This window comes from Nocardia cyriacigeorgica NBRC 100375 (assembly GCF_000308555.1).
In the GTDB taxonomy this organism is placed as follows: domain Bacteria; phylum Actinomycetota; class Actinomycetes; order Mycobacteriales; family Mycobacteriaceae; genus Nocardia; species Nocardia cyriacigeorgica.
The window spans coordinates 14,721-30,223 of sequence record NZ_BAFY01000192.1; the positions used below are offsets into that span (position 1 = coordinate 14,721).

Annotated in this window: 12 protein-coding genes and 1 pseudogene; 5 read left to right on the forward strand and 8 right to left on the reverse strand. The window is 65.1% G+C overall.

Annotated features, from left to right (window positions below; translation table 11 throughout):
* Positions 1–38: 38 nt before the first annotated feature.
* The 4 genes from RJ05_RS19195 to RJ05_RS19210 all read right to left on the reverse strand — a co-directional run bounded on the left by RJ05_RS19195 (position 39) and on the right by RJ05_RS19210 (position 3,861).
* Complete coding sequence (locus tag RJ05_RS19195) at positions 39–1,535, reverse strand: bifunctional aminoglycoside phosphotransferase/ATP-binding protein (RefSeq protein ID WP_036539068.1); 1,497 nt, start codon at positions 1,533–1,535, stop codon at positions 39–41.
* A complete protein-coding gene (locus tag RJ05_RS19200) occupies positions 1,532–2,290 on the reverse strand; it encodes an SDR family NAD(P)-dependent oxidoreductase (protein WP_036539086.1) in 759 nt (252 codons plus the stop codon). The genes RJ05_RS19195 and RJ05_RS19200 overlap by 4 nt, the downstream gene beginning before the upstream one ends.
* 139 nt (positions 2,291–2,429) lie before the next feature.
* On the reverse strand, positions 2,430–3,317 hold the full coding sequence (locus RJ05_RS30105) for a DUF302 domain-containing protein (RefSeq protein ID WP_081597418.1): 888 nt from the start codon (positions 3,315–3,317) through the stop codon (positions 2,430–2,432).
* 16 nt (positions 3,318–3,333) lie between these two features.
* Positions 3,334–3,861, reverse strand: a complete 528-nt coding sequence (locus RJ05_RS19210; protein WP_036539088.1) for a flavodoxin family protein — start codon at positions 3,859–3,861, stop codon at positions 3,334–3,336.
* Between the two features lie 300 nt (positions 3,862–4,161).
* Between RJ05_RS19210 and RJ05_RS19215 the strand changes: the two genes are divergently transcribed.
* From RJ05_RS19215 to narI, 5 genes and pseudogenes are all read left to right on the forward strand, one after another.
* Positions 4,162–5,376 carry a nitrate/nitrite transporter gene (locus RJ05_RS19215; protein WP_081597419.1) on the forward strand — a complete coding sequence of 405 codons (1,215 nt, stop codon included), beginning with the start codon at positions 4,162–4,164 and terminating at the stop codon, positions 5,374–5,376.
* A gap of 24 nt (positions 5,377–5,400) precedes the next feature.
* Positions 5,401–9,094: pseudogene (locus RJ05_RS19220) on the forward strand (nitrate reductase subunit alpha).
* A 52-nt stretch (positions 9,095–9,146) separates the two neighbouring features.
* Positions 9,147–10,820: a nitrate reductase subunit beta gene (narH, locus tag RJ05_RS19225; protein WP_036539069.1), complete on the forward strand. Its 1,674-nt coding sequence runs from the start codon at positions 9,147–9,149 to the stop codon at positions 10,818–10,820.
* Positions 10,817–11,521, forward strand: coding sequence for a nitrate reductase molybdenum cofactor assembly chaperone (gene narJ / locus RJ05_RS19230; RefSeq protein WP_036539070.1), 705 nt, complete (start codon positions 10,817–10,819; stop codon positions 11,519–11,521). The genes narH and narJ overlap by 4 nt, the downstream gene beginning before the upstream one ends.
* Positions 11,508–12,239 (forward strand): respiratory nitrate reductase subunit gamma, encoded by a 732-nt coding sequence (narI, locus tag RJ05_RS19235; RefSeq protein WP_036539071.1) that lies wholly within the window; start codon positions 11,508–11,510, stop codon positions 12,237–12,239. Before narJ ends, narI begins: the two co-directional genes overlap by 14 nt.
* Here the strand turns inward: narI and RJ05_RS33105 are convergent.
* The 4 genes from RJ05_RS33105 to RJ05_RS19250 all read right to left on the reverse strand — a co-directional run bounded on the left by RJ05_RS33105 (position 12,130) and on the right by RJ05_RS19250 (position 15,366).
* The gene (locus RJ05_RS33105) at positions 12,130–12,384 is read right to left on the reverse strand and encodes a DUF8730 family Cys-rich protein (protein WP_081597420.1); all 255 of its coding nucleotides are present in this window, start codon (positions 12,382–12,384) and stop codon (positions 12,130–12,132) included. The genes narI and RJ05_RS33105 overlap by 110 nt on opposite strands.
* Complete coding sequence (locus RJ05_RS19240) at positions 12,384–12,995, reverse strand: mycothiol-dependent nitroreductase Rv2466c family protein (protein ID WP_036539072.1); 612 nt, start codon at positions 12,993–12,995, stop codon at positions 12,384–12,386. Before RJ05_RS19240 ends, RJ05_RS33105 begins: the two co-directional genes overlap by 1 nt.
* A gap of 297 nt (positions 12,996–13,292) precedes the next feature.
* Positions 13,293–14,624 carry a DUF1254 domain-containing protein gene (locus RJ05_RS19245; protein ID WP_036539073.1) on the reverse strand — a complete coding sequence of 444 codons (1,332 nt, stop codon included), beginning with the start codon at positions 14,622–14,624 and terminating at the stop codon, positions 13,293–13,295.
* Between the two features lie 325 nt (positions 14,625–14,949).
* Positions 14,950–15,366 (reverse strand): DUF302 domain-containing protein, encoded by a 417-nt coding sequence (locus tag RJ05_RS19250; protein WP_036539075.1) that lies wholly within the window; start codon positions 15,364–15,366, stop codon positions 14,950–14,952.
* Positions 15,367–15,503 lie beyond the last annotated feature (137 nt).

The following is a 15,503-nucleotide window of genomic DNA, read 5'->3' on the forward strand; positions in this document are numbered from 1 at the left end:
TTGCTGCAGTGTCACAGCTTTCGCCGCCGGAACCGAGTTCACCCGGGTAGGCGCGCCGGAGTGCGCCCATGTGCGGTGGGCGCGTCGGCGGCGGACTGCCAGGCGCGGCGTACTGCGCTCATTGTTCGTGTGAGCGGCTGGCCGGTGTCCGTAGTACACGCCTGCGGCCACGGCTCGGCCGACGCAGCCATGGAGGTCGCGATATCTGCTGTGGCGTCCGACGTCGAGTGGCCGCGGCCCCGGATGCGATCGGCAGCCAGCTGCGGCGGACAGCAGCAGTGGATTTCTACCAGCTCCGCGGCGCTGTCGGCGGCGAGAGCGGTTGCGCGCTGTCGCTGCGCCGCATCGATCCAGCTGGCATCGAGGATGACCGATTCGCCGTTGTTCAGCAGCGGCTTGGCTCTCGCCAACAGCTCGGAGTAGACCCTGGCCTTGTTGTCGGCCGAATATCGTCCTTGCCCGAATACGCCGGTGGGCCCTGCGAGTGCTCCGGCGTCGGCCAGTTCTTTCCTGATGTCGTCGCTGGAGAGCACCGTAGCGCCGAACTGCCTCGAAAGCTGTTGGGCGACTGTGGACTTTCCGGTCCCTGGCAGACCGCCGACCAGTGCCAGGCGGATCGCCGATCGTGCGGTGCGTTCATCGGCGATGACAAGGTGTCGATGTGCCCGTTCCAGCGCGGCGCCCTCACCTTGAGCCCATCGGATCAGGTCGACCTTTGCTCGCACCAGGGCGCGGTAAGCGATGTAGTGATCGCATAGCGAGATGGGCGCTGTGTCTCCGGTGACATGCCTGTATTCAGCGATGAATCGGTCGGAGACGTCGCGATGGCCGAGAAACTCCAGGTCCATCGTCAGGAAGGCGATGTCGTCGATGCAATCGAGGTATCGGAGCGCGTCATCGAAATCCAAGCAGTCGAGGATGCGGTAGCCATCCGGCATCACGAAGATGTCCTGGGCGAGTAGGTCACCGTGGCCGTCGATGATCTTGCCCTCCGTGATGCGCCGCTGGAACAGCGCCCGGCGGCCGTCAAGATACCGGAGGGCGCGGGCCTCCAGCTTGTCCGGTATGGCCGGGTCGATCAGATCGGTCTGTTTCCGCAGCGTTCGCAGGACTGGCTGCCATCGTTCCCACACCGCCTCTGCGGTGCCGAATCGGTCCACTTCGGGGCTCCGCTTCGCCGAGGCGTGAAACCGTGCGAGGGTCCCGGCGAGTTCTGCGATGTCGGGCTCTCGGTGGCTATCCAGTAGCGTGGCCAGCCGCCGGTCGTCGGGCATCCGGCGCATGACCAGGACGGGTTCGGTCGACCCATTCACGGGGTCGGAGAAATGCCCGATACCGAGATAGACGTCGGGTGCGATGCGGCGGTTCAGTTCCAGCTCCCGAGCGCACGCCAGCTCGCGTGAGCGGGCGGTCCTGAAGTCGAGGAAGTCGGTCGCGAGGGGCTTTTTGACCTTGTACGCGCGGTCGCCGACCAACACGACGAGCCCGGTGTGAGTCTCACGCAACTCCGCACCGGCGGGAACCGATTCGTTCACAACTGCTCGATCAGTGCCATGCCCGCCGTGGCGCCGCCATCGATGACGAACTCCGATCCGGTCGAGAACGTTGCCTCGGTCACGACGAAAGCGATCATCGCGGCGACTTCTTCGGGCTCACCGAACCGCGGCAGCGGCTGGCCGGCTGCGATTCGTTCGTCCATACCGGCGGTCATCGGCGTGTGGATCGGGCCTGGATGCACCGAGCACACACGGACCCCGGCGCTACCGAGTTCGATGGCGGCGGCCTTGGTGAGGCCTCGCAATCCCCATTTGCTGGCTACGTACCCGGCAACGCCGGAGTACCCGATCAGTCCGGCCGTCGAGGAGACATTGACGATCACGCCGCCACCGGCTGCGCGCAATCGTGGCGCGGCCAGATGCATCCCGAGCCAGGCACCGGTCAGATTGACGTCGAGCACATGGCGAAACATCGCCGGCGACTCGGTTTCGACGCCGCCGAAGTCGACGATGCCGGCGTTGTTGACCAGCACGGCCAAGGGGCCGAAGGTTGCCTCGGCGTCATCGAGGGCGCGTTCCCATTGAGCTTCGTCGGTAACGTCGAGTCTGCGGTACATCACCGAGGAGCCGAGCGAGGCCGCCGTGGCTTCGCCGTCGCTGTCGAGGATGTCTGCGACAACGACTCCGGCCCCTGTCTTGGCCAGAGAATGAGCGGTGGCGGCGCCGATGCCGCGCGCCCCACCGGTGATGAGGATGCTGCGGCCCGCCAGATCGAATCTCGCGGTATCGACCATTGTGATCAACTCCTTCATGGTGATGAGCTGCTTGTCTCGAGCGTCGCCCAACGGCCGCGGCTACCGCGACGGCCGAACGTCACCGTCTTCAGTGCCATACGCTTCCTCCGGCGTATGCGCCGAGGGGCCCTCATCACGATCAGCTCACGTCGGGCTCGCCTTGGCCGCCCGGGTGGGCGAGGCTCGCCAGCGCGGCGGAGAGCTCGGCCCTGGCCCGGCGGGTGAGTGTGTCCAACGTGGTCGATGGCGTCAACTGCGTCATCGAGGCGTGTGGGTCGGCCGCTTCGACGACGCTGCCGTTGCCGACCGCTCGGACGACCACACTGTACGGAATCATCACGCCGACAGTCCGGTCCGCATCGAGTGCCTGCGCGATGAAGGTGGGATTGCAGGCTCCGAGAACGACATAGTCCTCGATGTGGCGGCCGATCGTCGCATCGAGCACCGCGCTGACATCGATCTCGGTCAGCACACCGAATCCTCGAGATGCCAAGGCCTCGCGAAGCAACGGAACAGTGTCGGCGACGGATGTGGGCACCTCGATGCTGAGGTCGGCCGGGGCGACTGGTATCCGGATTTCGGTCAGCAGGTCTTTCGAGGCGACCGCCTCGTCTGGGCCGACCAGATATACCTCGGTCGGCGGGCCGATGGGGCGAAATGGTGCACTACGCAGCCACCTGTCGAGGGCGCCGTAAGCGGCCGCGATGGATTGGTAATCGCCACGGTGGAATGTGCGCGCGTGCAGGCCTGGTCGCGTGGTGCGTACTGTCAATCCTTCGAACGCGTCGTTCCGGCTGTTCGACACAGGTACAGCAAAGTCGACATCGGTCGTGGCGCCGGGGACGAAATCACCGTGGTAGGTCGTGGACGGTGGCCCGGCGGGTGTCATCCCGGTACGAGCGGCCAGATCGAAGAGTGCCTGCATACCCTGACCGATGTCGCCCCCGGCATGATCGGCTCGGATCTCGCGGTGCAGCTGCAGAACGGTCTGGGGAGCGGATTCGTCTACAGTCACTGTGTAGGGCATCGGGCACCCTCCTGGGTCAGGAGTGCCCGACGGTCTGCTCGGCCACGGCGGACGCGAGCTCTTCGGCCCACGTGCGTGCGCGAACGAGTTCACCGTCGATCAGTGGCCCCATCATGCCGTCGACTACGAAGTCGGCGGGCTCGCCCACGAGTTGGTACCCGAGTCTGCGGAGTCGCTTGGCGGCGCCGCGTGCAGATGAACCCGGGAGCCATGGTGGTTTCGCCACTTTGGTGCCGAACGCCGCGGCCCGGCTACCGGCCGACACGGGCGGGAGATCGTCGAGCCATTCGCGAATCCCGATGTCGACGGTGACCCGCGCATCGGTGCGTGTCGCGGCGTCGGCACGGGTATTGGGTCTGCTCAACCCGAACGCGTGAGTCGGCCCGCCGACGACGACAAGGTCGACCGGAGGCAGGGGCGCGATGTCCGCGGTAGCGACATCGAGGACCTCGACCGAGGCATGTTCGGCCAATCCGTCAGCGATAGCTCGAGCGACAGCCGCGGTATTGCCGTACATGGATTCGTAGACGACGCGTGCTCGCATGACGACCTCCTTCATCGTGGGGTCAGCGTTTCACCTATGACGGTATGACCGGCGGTACTGTCCTCGTCAGTGCCGAAGGGCACAAGGGCGAGGACCTTTGTCGGCAGCACAGCGTGCGGTGACCGATCGGTGCCAGGTCGACGAACCCTGTTGTAGTCTTGCCGCCCACCGACCATCCGCGCTGAGACGAGAGGCAGGTCGTCGAACTCGTCAACAGCCAGGCGCGCCGGCGCAACACGCGGCGAGTCAGCCGATCATAGAAACGCTGCAAGACCGGATCCGGCGTGGTTTCCTGGGACGGTGACCGTTTCCGTTACCGACCTCGGTAAGCAACGGGGGTCGAACCTAGCGCTCGCGACCTGGGTGTCTGCGATCAACTTCTGGGCCTGGAACATGATCGGCCCGCTCTCCACAACGTATGCCGGTGACCTGTCACTGAGCAGCACCGAGACATCGATGCTGGTTGCCACGCCGATTCTGGTCGGCTCGCTGGGCCGTATCGCGGTGGGCGCGCTCACCGACCGGTTCGGCGGCCGGATCATGTTCATCGCCATCTCGCTGGCCTCGATCCTGCCGGTTCTTGCCGTCGGCGCTGCCGGGGCCGCGGATTCCTATCCGCTGCTGCTGACGTTCGGGTTCTTCCTCGGCATCGCCGGCACGATCTTCGCGGTGGGCATTCCGTTCGCCAACAACTGGTACGAGCCCGCTCGGCGCGGCTTCGCGACCGGTGTCTTCGGTGCCGGAATGGTCGGCACGGCACTGTCGGCGTTCTTCACTCCGCGGTTCACCAACTGGTTCGGCCTGTTTCCCACCCACGTGATCGTGGCCGGAGCACTCGCGGTCACCGCGGTGGTCTGCATGGTGGTAATGCGCAACTCGCCGGAGTTCCATCCGAACACCGACCCGGTTGTGCCGAAACTCAAAGCCGCGCTGAAACTACGAGTGACGTGGGAGATGGCATTCCTCTACGCGATCGTATTCGGTGGCTTCGTCGCGTTCAGCAACTATCTACCCACCTACATCAAGACGATCTACGGGTTCTCCGCCGTCGATGCCGGCGCGCGCACCGCCGCCTTCGCGCTCGCCGCCGTGATCGCGCGCCCGATCGGCGGGGCGCTCGCCGATCGGATCGCACCCAAGTACGTGGTGCTGGCCTCGCTGGCAGGCACTGCGGTGATGGCATCGATAGCGGTGTTCCAGCCACCCCCGGACGTGTGGTCGGCGACAGACTTCATCCTGCTGGCGATATTCCTCGGTGTCGGGACCGGCGGCGTGTTTGCGTGGGTTGCTCGCCGCGCGCCGGCGACATCGGTCGGATCCGTGACCGGTGTCGTCGCGGCTGCCGGCGGCCTGGGCGGCTACTTCCCTCCGCTGGTCATGGGCGCGACCTACGACCCCGTCGATAACGACTACACCGTGGGCCTGCTGTTGCTTGTCGTGACGGCACTCATCGCCCTGGCCTACACGGCAATGAAACTGCATGCCCGGGAGCCTGTTCCAGCCGACGCGCGATAGCGGCCCCCGCCCGAAGGAGGATCCGTGACAACACAGCACACCGGCGGCCCGGTCGAAGAATTGCTGCGCCGCAGCGGCCGGTTCTTCACGTCGGGGCAGATCTCCGATGACGGGCGCACCGTCACTCGGGAGGGCGGCCGCGAAGGCGATATCTTCTATCGTGAGCGCTGGAGCCACGACAAGGTCGTCCGCTCCACCCACGGGGTCAACTGCACCGGCTCCTGCTCGTGGAAGATCTACGTCAAAGACGACATCATCACCTGGGAAACCCAGGAAACCGATTACCCGTCGGTGGGCCCGGATCGTCCCGAATACGAACCACGCGGCTGCCCTCGCGGAGCGGCGTTCTCCTGGTACACCTATTCACCGACCCGGGTGCGCTATCCGTATGCGCGTGGGCTGCTGATCGAGATGTACCGGGAGGCGAAGACCCGTCTCGGTGATCCAGTACTGGCCTGGGCAGACATCCAGAGCGATCCGGAGCGTCGTCGCCGATACCAACGCGCCCGCGGCAAGGGCGGGCTGATCAGGATCAGCTGGGCGGAAGCCACCGAGATCATCGCGGCGGCCCACGTGCACACTATCAAGCAGTACGGGCCCGACCGCATCGCAGGCTTTTCTCCCATCCCCGCGATGTCGATGGTGTCGTTCGCCGCAGGATCGCGGTTTATCGAGCTGCTCGGCGGGGTGATGACCTCGTTCTACGATTGGTACGCCGATCTGCCGGTCGCTTCCCCGCAGGTGTTCGGCGACCAGACCGATGTCCCGGAATCCGGGGACTGGTGGGACGCGGCGTATCTGATGATTTGGGGCTCCAATGTGCCTGTCACCCGTACCCCGGACGCGCATTGGATGGCGGAGGTGCGCTACCGCGGCACCAAGGTGGTCAGCGTCAGCCCTGATTACGCCGACAACACCAAGTTCGCCGATGAATGGATGCCATGCGCGGCGGGCACCGACGGCGCCCTGGCTATGGCAATGGGACATGTCGTGCTCACCGAGTGCTTCGTCCGCCGGCGCGTCCCGTTCTTCGTCGACTATGTCCGACAGTACACCGACCTGCCGTTCCTGATCAAACTCGAAGATCGCGACGGCAAACTCGTTCCCGGCAAGAACCTGACGGCCGCGGACCTCGGGTACGAGGTGGAGAACGCAGCATTCAAACCCGCTGTCATCGACGGAGTGACGGACTCGGTTGCCGTACCCCAGGGCTCCCTGGGGTACCGGTACGGCGACACCGGCATCGGTAAGTGGAACCTCGACTTGGGCGATCTCGTGCCTGCGCTGACCGTGCAACAGCCGGGCGCTGATCCGGGGGAAACCGCGCTGATCCATCTGCCGAGCTTCGACACCGTGGACGGACACGGCGACAGCATCGCTCGCGGCGTCCCCGGTGCGCCGTGTAGGGCCGCACCGCGTGTGCACCGTGTTCGACCTGATGCTCGCCCAATACGGCGTGTCGCGCCCCGGCCTACCGGGGCAGTGGCCGAGCGGCTATGACGATCCGTCCCAGCCGTACACCCCGGCCTGGCAGGAACCGATCACGGGAGTCGCTACCGGGCAGGCCATCCGCATCGCCAAGGAGTTCGCCGCCAACGCCGAGGAATCCGGTGGCAGATCCATGATCATCATGGGTGCTGGTATCTGTCAGTGGTTCCACGGCGACGCCACCTACCGTGCCATCCTCGCGCTGCTGATCCTCACCGGCTCGATGGGCCGCAACGGCGGCGGCTGGGCCCACTACGTCGGGCAAGAGAAATGCCGTCCGGTCACCGGCTGGGCAGCGATGGCGATGGGTACCGACTGGTCACGCCCACCACGCCAAATGGCCGGCACCTCGTACTGGTATGTGCACACCGACCAGTGGCGATACGACGGCTACCGCGCCGATGCTCTGGCAAGCCCGCTCGGTCGCGGCAGATTCCGGGACAAACACACGATGGACGTCCTCGCATCCGCTGTCGCCATGGGATGGACACCGTTCTATCCGCAGTTCGACCGCTCGAGCCTCGACATAGCCGACGAAGCGCGCGCCGCGGGAAAAGAGATCCCGCGCTACGTTGCCGAAGGGTTGGCCGAGGGCAGCATCGAACTCGCCGTCACCGACCCGGACAACCCGAACAACTGGCCGCGGGTGCTGAGCGTGTGGCGGGCGAACCTGCTGGGCTCATCGAGCAAGGGCAACGAGTACTTTCTGCAGCATCTGCTCGGGACCTCCTCGAATTTGCAGGCCGACCCAGCAGATTCCGGGATGGTTCCGCGCGAGGTGAACGCCACGGGCGACATCCCCGAGGGCAAACTCGACCTGCTGATGTCTATCGACTTTCGCATGACCTCGACCACCTTGCTCTCCGACGTGGTGTTGCCCGCCGCGACCTGGTACGAAAAGGCCGACCTGTCGAGTACGGACATGCACCCGTACGTGCATGCCTTCACGCCCGCCATCGATCCGCCGTGGGAGACGCGCTCGGATTACGAGGCATTCGGTGCGATCGCAAGAACCTTCAGCGCGATGGCCCGGACTCACCTGGGCACCCGCACCGATGTCGTCATGACCACGCTCCAGCACGACACACCCGCTGCCATGGCCTATCCGAATGGCACGGAACATGATTGGCGGTCCGGCGGTGAGGTGCCGGAACCGGGCACGACGATGGGCCCCCTCGCGGTTGTCGAACGCGACTTCACCGCGGTCGCCGACAAGTGGGCCGCGCTCGGGCCACTGGTCGACACAGTGGGATTGAACACCAAAGGCGTGGTCACCAAGCCGGTCCAGGAAGTCGACGAACTTGCCCGCAAGTTCGGGGTGATGAACTCCGGGCCGGCTGCCGGCCGACCCGCCATCAACACCGCCGAGCGTATGGCCGACACGATCCTCGCATTATCCGGAACCTCCAACGGTCGCCTCTCCGTCGAAGGATTCCGCGAACTCGAGAAACGGACCGGCCGCCGCCTCGTTCACCTCGCCGAAGGCAGCGAGGAACGCCGCATCACCTACGCGGATGCCCAATCCCGGCCGGTGCCGGTGATCACGAGCCCGGAATGGTCGGGCAGCGAGACCGGCGGGCGCCGCTACGCACCGTTCACGGTGAACATCGAGGAACTCAAGCCTTTCCACACTCTCACCGGCAGGATGCACTTCTACGTAGATCACGACTGGATCGAAGAACTGGGCGAACAGTTGCCGACCTACCGGCCCCCGCTGGACATGGCGCGGCTGTTCGACGAACCGGCGCTCGGGGCACCGGGGCGTGACGGCATCGGCTTGACCGTCCGCTATGTGACGCCGCATTCGAAGTGGTCGATTCATTCCGAATACCAAGACAACCTGTTCATGCTGTCGCTGTCGCGAGGCGGCCCGACGATGTGGATGAGCGCGGTCGACGCTGCGAAGATCTCGGTGCGCGACAACGACTGGGTCGAGGCAGTCAACCGCAACGGTGTCCTGGTCTGCCGCGCCACCGTCTCGCATCGCATGCCAGAGGGTGTGGTCTTCGTGTATCACGCTCAGGAGCGTGTCGTCGACGTGCCGCTGACGGAGACGACCGGTCGCCGCGGCGGCATCCACAACTCGTTGACCAGACTGCTCGTCAAACCCAGTCATCTGGCCGGTGGTTATGCGCAGACAGCCTGGGCGTTCAACTATCTCGGGCCGACCGGGAACCAGCGCGACGAGGTGACCGTCGTCCGTCGTCGGTCCCAGGAGGTGACCTACTGATGGAGCACACAAGCGACTGCAGCCGACGCGATGTGAACCAGGGGACACTGTCATGAAGGTGATGGCGCAGCTGGCGATGGTGATGAACCTCGACAAGTGCATCGGATGCCACACCTGCTCGGTGACCTGCAAACAGGCCTGGACCAATCGTTCCGGCACCGAATACGTGTGGTTCAACAATGTCGAGACCAGACCCGGGCAAGGCTACCCACGCACCTACGAGGATCAGCAACGCTGGCGCGGGGGATGGGTCCGCGACAAGAAGGGACGGCTTCGGCTGCGTGATGGCGGTCGGCTCAGCAAACTCGCCCGCATCTTCTCCAACCCGAAAATGCCGGCGCTGTCGGATTACTACGAGCCGTGGACATACGACTACGACAACCTCATCTCGGCCCCGCTCGGTGACCAGATGCCTGTCGCTGCGCCCCGCAGTCTGATCAGCGGTAAGCCGGTGAAGGTCGAATGGTCCGCGAACTGGGACGATGACCTGGGCGGTTCGCCGGAAATCCTGCCCGATGATCCGATCTTGAAGAAGGTGGGCGAGCAGGTTCGGCTCGAGCTCGAGCAGACTTTCATGTTCTATTTGCCTCGGATCTGCGAGCATTGCCTCAATCCGTCGTGTGTGTCCTCGTGTCCGTCCGGGGCCATGTACAAACGCACCGAAGACGGCATCGTGCTGGTGGACCAGGACCGCTGTCGCGGTTGGCGCATGTGTGTGTCCGGATGTCCTTACAAGAAGGTGTATTTCAACCACAAGACCGGCAAAGCCGAGAAATGCACCTTCTGCTACCCCCGCGTCGAGGTCGGCCTGCCGACGGTGTGCTCGGAAACCTGCGTGGGACGCCTGCGCTACATCGGCCTCGTGCTCTACGACGTCGACCGCGTCACCGCGGCCGCCTCGGTGGAGAAGGACACCGATCTGTATGAGGCGCAACGTGAAATCCTGCTCGATCCCCGTGATCCCGAGGTAATCGCCGGCGCGCGAACCGCAGGCATCTCCGACGAATGGATCGAAGCGGCCCAGCGATCGCCGGTCTACGCGCTCATCCACACCTACAAGGTGGCTCTACCGCTACACCCGGAGTATCGGACCATGCCCATGGTCTGGTACGTCCCGCCCTTGTCTCCGGTCGTCGACGCGGTCAGCCGTGACGGTCACGACGGCGAAGACGTCGGAAACCTGTTCGGGGCTCTCGAAGCGCTGCGTATCCCGATTCGATACCTGGCCGAATTGTTCACCGCGGGTGATGTCGATGCCGTAGGGGATGTCCTGCGCCGGCTGGCCGCCATGCGGTCATATATGCGTGACATCAACCTCGGCCGCGAGACTCAGCCTCATATCCCGCAGTCGGTCGGCCTCACCGAGGAACAGATGTATGAGATGTACCGGCTGCTCGCACTCGCCAAATACGAGCAGCGGTACGTGATACCGACGGTCTATGCGGCCGAAGCGCACCGGCTCGAAGAGACCGCCACCGAGTGCTCACTGTCGTATGAAGGAGGGCCCGGGATGTATGACTCCGGCCCGTTCGGAGAGGCCAGCGGCGGTCCGGTACCTGTCGCGGTCGAAACCTTCCATGCACTGAAACAGCGACAGACCACGGAAGGTCTGGCCGCGAATCGAACGCGCCCATCGCGGGTGAACCTCCTCAACTGGGACGGCAAAGGCGTTCCGGAAGGGATGTTCCCAGGCCCGAGCGCGGTGGAGGACGGAGGTGACCGATGAGGCCGCTGTTCAGTGGTCGCGCACGGGCCCACCGCGCGCAGACGCAGCACCGACTGATCCGGCAGGCGGCCTCGCTGCTGATTTCTTACCCCGACGAGCACCTCACCGACCGTCTCGAAATCGTTCAAGCGTTGATTGATCACGTGATCGCAGAGCCGCGTCATCTGCTCGGGCAGACCTTGGATGCGTTGCGAGCCACCGACCTGCTGACGCTGCAGACCGAATACGTCGAAACCTTCGACCTGCGCCGACGAGCGACAATGTATTTGACCTACTGGACAGACGGCGACACAAGAAACCGCGGTGCGGCCATGCACGCGTTCCTGCAAACGTACCGGGACGCCGGCGTACAGACGCTGGGAAACGAAGCACCCGATCATTTGCCCGTTGTGCTCGAATTCGCAGCTACCGTCGACCCCGTGGCTGGTGAGCGTCTGCTCACCGAGCACAGGATCCCGCTCGATGTCCTGCGAGCTGCCTTGACCGAACGTGGGTCACGCTATGCCCCTGCGATCGACGCGGTCTGCGCGACCCTGCCGCCGGTCACCGATCAGGAAGAACGCCGCGCGCAACGACTTGCCGCAGCCGGCCCGCCCGCAGAGGCGATCGGGCTGCAACCATTCACTCTGACAGTGCCACCACGTCGCACCGCGCCGGAACCGACCAGACATGAAGGAGCCGGATGGCATGGCCGCAGGTGAGATCTTCTGGGACGTCGTCCCCTATGTGACGCTCGCGATCGTGGTGGTGGGCACCTGGTGGCGCTACCGCTACGACAAGTTCGGCTGGACCACCCGCTCATCACAGCTCTACGAGAACAGGCTGCTGCGCATCGCCAGCCCGATGTTCCACTTCGGCATCCTCGTCGTGATCATCGGGCACGTCATCGGCCTGATCATTCCGCAATCCTGGACAGACGCTGTGGGTTTGAGTCAGCATGCCTACCATGTGCAGGCGATCACTCTGGGCACGATCGCCGGAGTCGCCACGCTGGTCGGCATAGGGCTGCTGATCTATCGCAGGCGAACCCGCGGCCCGGTCTTCATGTCAACCACCGCCAACGACAAACTCATGTATGTGGTTCTGGTCGCGGCGCTCGTCGCGGGATTGGCCACCACGTTGATCGGGTCGGGTGTGGTGGGGGAGGAGCACAACTACCGAGAAACGGTCTCGCCATGGTTCCGGTCCATCTGGATCCTGCGGCCTCGCGGTGACCTGATGGTTCAGGCACCGCTGTCCTTTCAGCTCCACGCGGTGATCGCGCTGGTGTTGTTCGCGTTGTGGCCGTTCACTCGGCTCGTCCATGCGTTCAGCGCCCCCATCGGATACCTCTTCCGCCCATACGTCGTCTACCGGAGTCGGGAGAAGGCAGCTCCCGGCCAGCTGGTGGGTTCTCAGCCGCGACGGCGTGGCTGGTGACCGTCGGGTCGGTTGTTCCGCTGGGATCGGTGTGGCCGCCGCACCATCGCTGAGCGGGAGTGGCGGCGCGAACGGCATCGACGTGGGCACCACAGCCGGCCCAAGTTGTTTTGCCACAGGTGCGGCAGGTGACGGGGTAGCACATCAGCGATCGTCCTCGGTTGCGGTGAAGCTGGGAGGACCCTGATAGGGGCGATGCAGGGCAGCAAAGCCCGGGGTGGTCGCAGCAGCGACAACTGCGTCGAGCAGTTGGTGTGCTCGGTCGGCCGGAGGCCGCGCGGTGAGTACCGGGCCGGAGAAACCGTGACCGTCGACCGAGATGATCGGGCTACCGCCTCGTGCCCCGAGAGCGTCTTGGCTGGCCTGGTGAGCTACGGCGACATCGGGGTCGTAGCGCGGATCGTCGAGAGCAGCTGCCAAGGCCGGATCGAGGCCGGCCGCGTCGAGCGCCGCGACAACGACCGCGTCGTCATCGGTGCCGGCGCCACGGGGATGGAGCCGGGAGCCCAATGCCCGGTACAGCGGCGTGAACGCAGCTGAAGCCGCCGTAGCCGCAGCGAAAACCCGGCCCACACGACGTGACCGGGCGATCATCGGTGCGTGCCCGGCATCGACGGTGTGCCCTTCGTTCAGCACGGCCAAGCTCATCTGCGCCAGAGCGACGGCGTGCTGGTCACCGGCGGTATCGAGCAACCAGTTCGCGCTGACCCACGCAAATGGGCACACCGGATCGACGAACAGCGTGATATCGGACATCAGGGCTCCTTCGCATGGGCTTCGACACCGCGCATCGCTCCTTGTCGACGCGCCGTGCGCAGCAATAATACCCCAGGGGGTATGCAGCGGCCGGTGTAGATCGCACCACCTCGTGGCCGCGCCTGGTCGCCAAGGCGCACGGCTACCGGGATGGCTGAACCGGCGAGTTCTCGATCACCGCACATTCCCGGGAATGTGCGGTGATCTGCCGACGTGGTACCCGTGCCGTGGGCGGCCAAGCCAATGCCGGATCTCGTCGGCCGCGCCTCATGGCGAGTCGATCCGTCGGGTCTGCGGCTACCGATGCCGGGTGATTGCCGCGACCACATACGTTTGGTCCAGCACCTCGACGGAGGGTTCATACATGCGCAGCACCGGTCGGAAGTCCCCGGCGGGGGCGGGCAGCCAGTTCGCGAGGGCGGTGGGATCGCTGGGAGGGGTGTGACTGATCGTGATGGTGAGCGCGCCGTCGTCGTAGACGATCCCGGGGGTCCGGTCGCCGATCGAGTACCGGGCGATCGGGTTGTCGACGAGATAGAAGTCGGGAACCGAGTACATAGTGATCGACCAGAACGCCCCGACCGGAGGGGTCGGATCCAGGCGCAGGGTGTAGGTGCGTCCACCTGTGAGCTGTTCGCCCTGGTTATCGACGTAGGTCACGATATAGGCGGCTTCGTAGGCGTGGTTGCCCCACAGGCCGCCCTTGGCCGAAGCTGCGCGTTCGATGATCCGTCGCTGGGGGCTGGTCTTGAATCGGGGGTCGTCGAGGGCCCCCACCTCGAAGTAATCGAGGTTGTAGTCGAAGGCGTGCAACGCCAGCTTCCAGCCGTTGACCTCCGGAGTGGACCCATGCGTCAGCTCGGCATCGATGGCGACCGACCCGGTCTTCGACCCTGCCCGAAGTGCATCCGCGGTCTCGGTATCTGCATCGATATACGGCGACCTGCCGACCTCGCTGATTCCGAGCGGTCCAAGGGATCGCTGGAGCTCACGGTCTCGCGGCGCAGGGGGAAACGCCTGTGACCATAACCGCATCTTTTCCCAGAAAAGTAGGTCCGCGTCGACGGCAGGGTCGGGTTCCGGCAGCCCGGCCGGCCGGGCCTCGAGATCCAGCGGTGTCAGCGTCATCGCGTCCTGCAATGCGTGCACGGCGGGCAAGTCCGCATCATCGGCGCATGCCCACCGACCCACGATCGAGGCGATCGTGGTGGGGAAGGTGATGACGGTGTGCTGGTGTGGGGCCTGTCCGGTCCAGCCCGGAGGTACGAGTAGATAGTCTCCGGCGCCAGTACCGGTGGCGCGGTGCCCGACGTAGGCGAAGTTATCGGTCCAGGCGTCGACGAATTGCAGCACGTAATAGCGACCTGCGGTGTCGGGGACGTGCAGGGACACGGGTCCGATCGACAGGTCGATCTGGGCCATCGAGTACACCGTGTCGTTATTGATCGTGACGAATGTATCGGCGGGACCGGCCAGAGTGCGAGCATGGGAAAAGGTGTTCCAGGGTGCTGCCGGGTTCGCCCCGACGCCGTCGCGGACATAACGTCCGACCTGATCGAGGTTGAACACCAGCGGGAAGCCATAGATGTATGCGCGGGCGGCAAGCTCGGACGGTTCCTCGGTGGTCATCGACTTTCCCTCTCGACTCGGCTGACGCAACTGTTGGCACGGGTTGCGGGCGATAAGGCCCTGCCAGCATCAGGACAAGCTTCGGGGGTGCTGGGTGATCGCGCCTCACCCGAACAGGATGAACCGCATGGTGGGGGTGCCTTGTGAAACCGGGTATGTCACAGGTGGCTCCGGTGCCGCCACCACCCCTCCGTTGGACAGCGCCGGTATCGACCATAATCCCGCCGGGACGGCACGCACCGTCGACGTCGGCGACCCGCTGGCCGGCGACCCTGCAGCGCGCCCGACCTGCCGACTCTGCTCGATTCGCGCCGATCGCGTTTGGTCAGCCCGCCTGTTGCAGCGAGTCGATAGCGGCGCGCAGTCTGGTGGCGGCGTCGGCGGCGACGGGTGACAGCGCGGGTTCGTCGGTGACCTGCACCATCAGTTGGGGGTTCATTGCCTCGACGATGACCTTGTCGTCGTTGTCGCGAGAGCGGCGCACCACGACATTGCACGGGAGCAGCAGCCCGATCTGCCGGTTGATCTCGACCGCGCGGTGGGCCAGTGGCGGGTTGCAGGCTCCGAGGATGAGGTAGTCCTCCATATCGTGGCCGAGTTTGGCTTTGAGAGTTGCGCGCATGTCTATTTCGGTGAGGATCCCGAAGCCCTGCTCGGCGAGCGCCGTGCGCGTGCGTACCACGGCGTCGTCGAAGCTGGTGGTGACAGTCGCGGACAAGCCGAGGCCGGTTTCGGTGGTCATGAGCAGACTCGCTTTCCTGGATATCGGATCTCGGGTGAAGGATTCAGTCGACTCGGGCCGCGCAGGTTGCGGTGCCGGCCGGTAGACCGAGCCGAGCCATGAGCAGGCTGGCCGGGCACCAGCGGACCGCGCTGTAG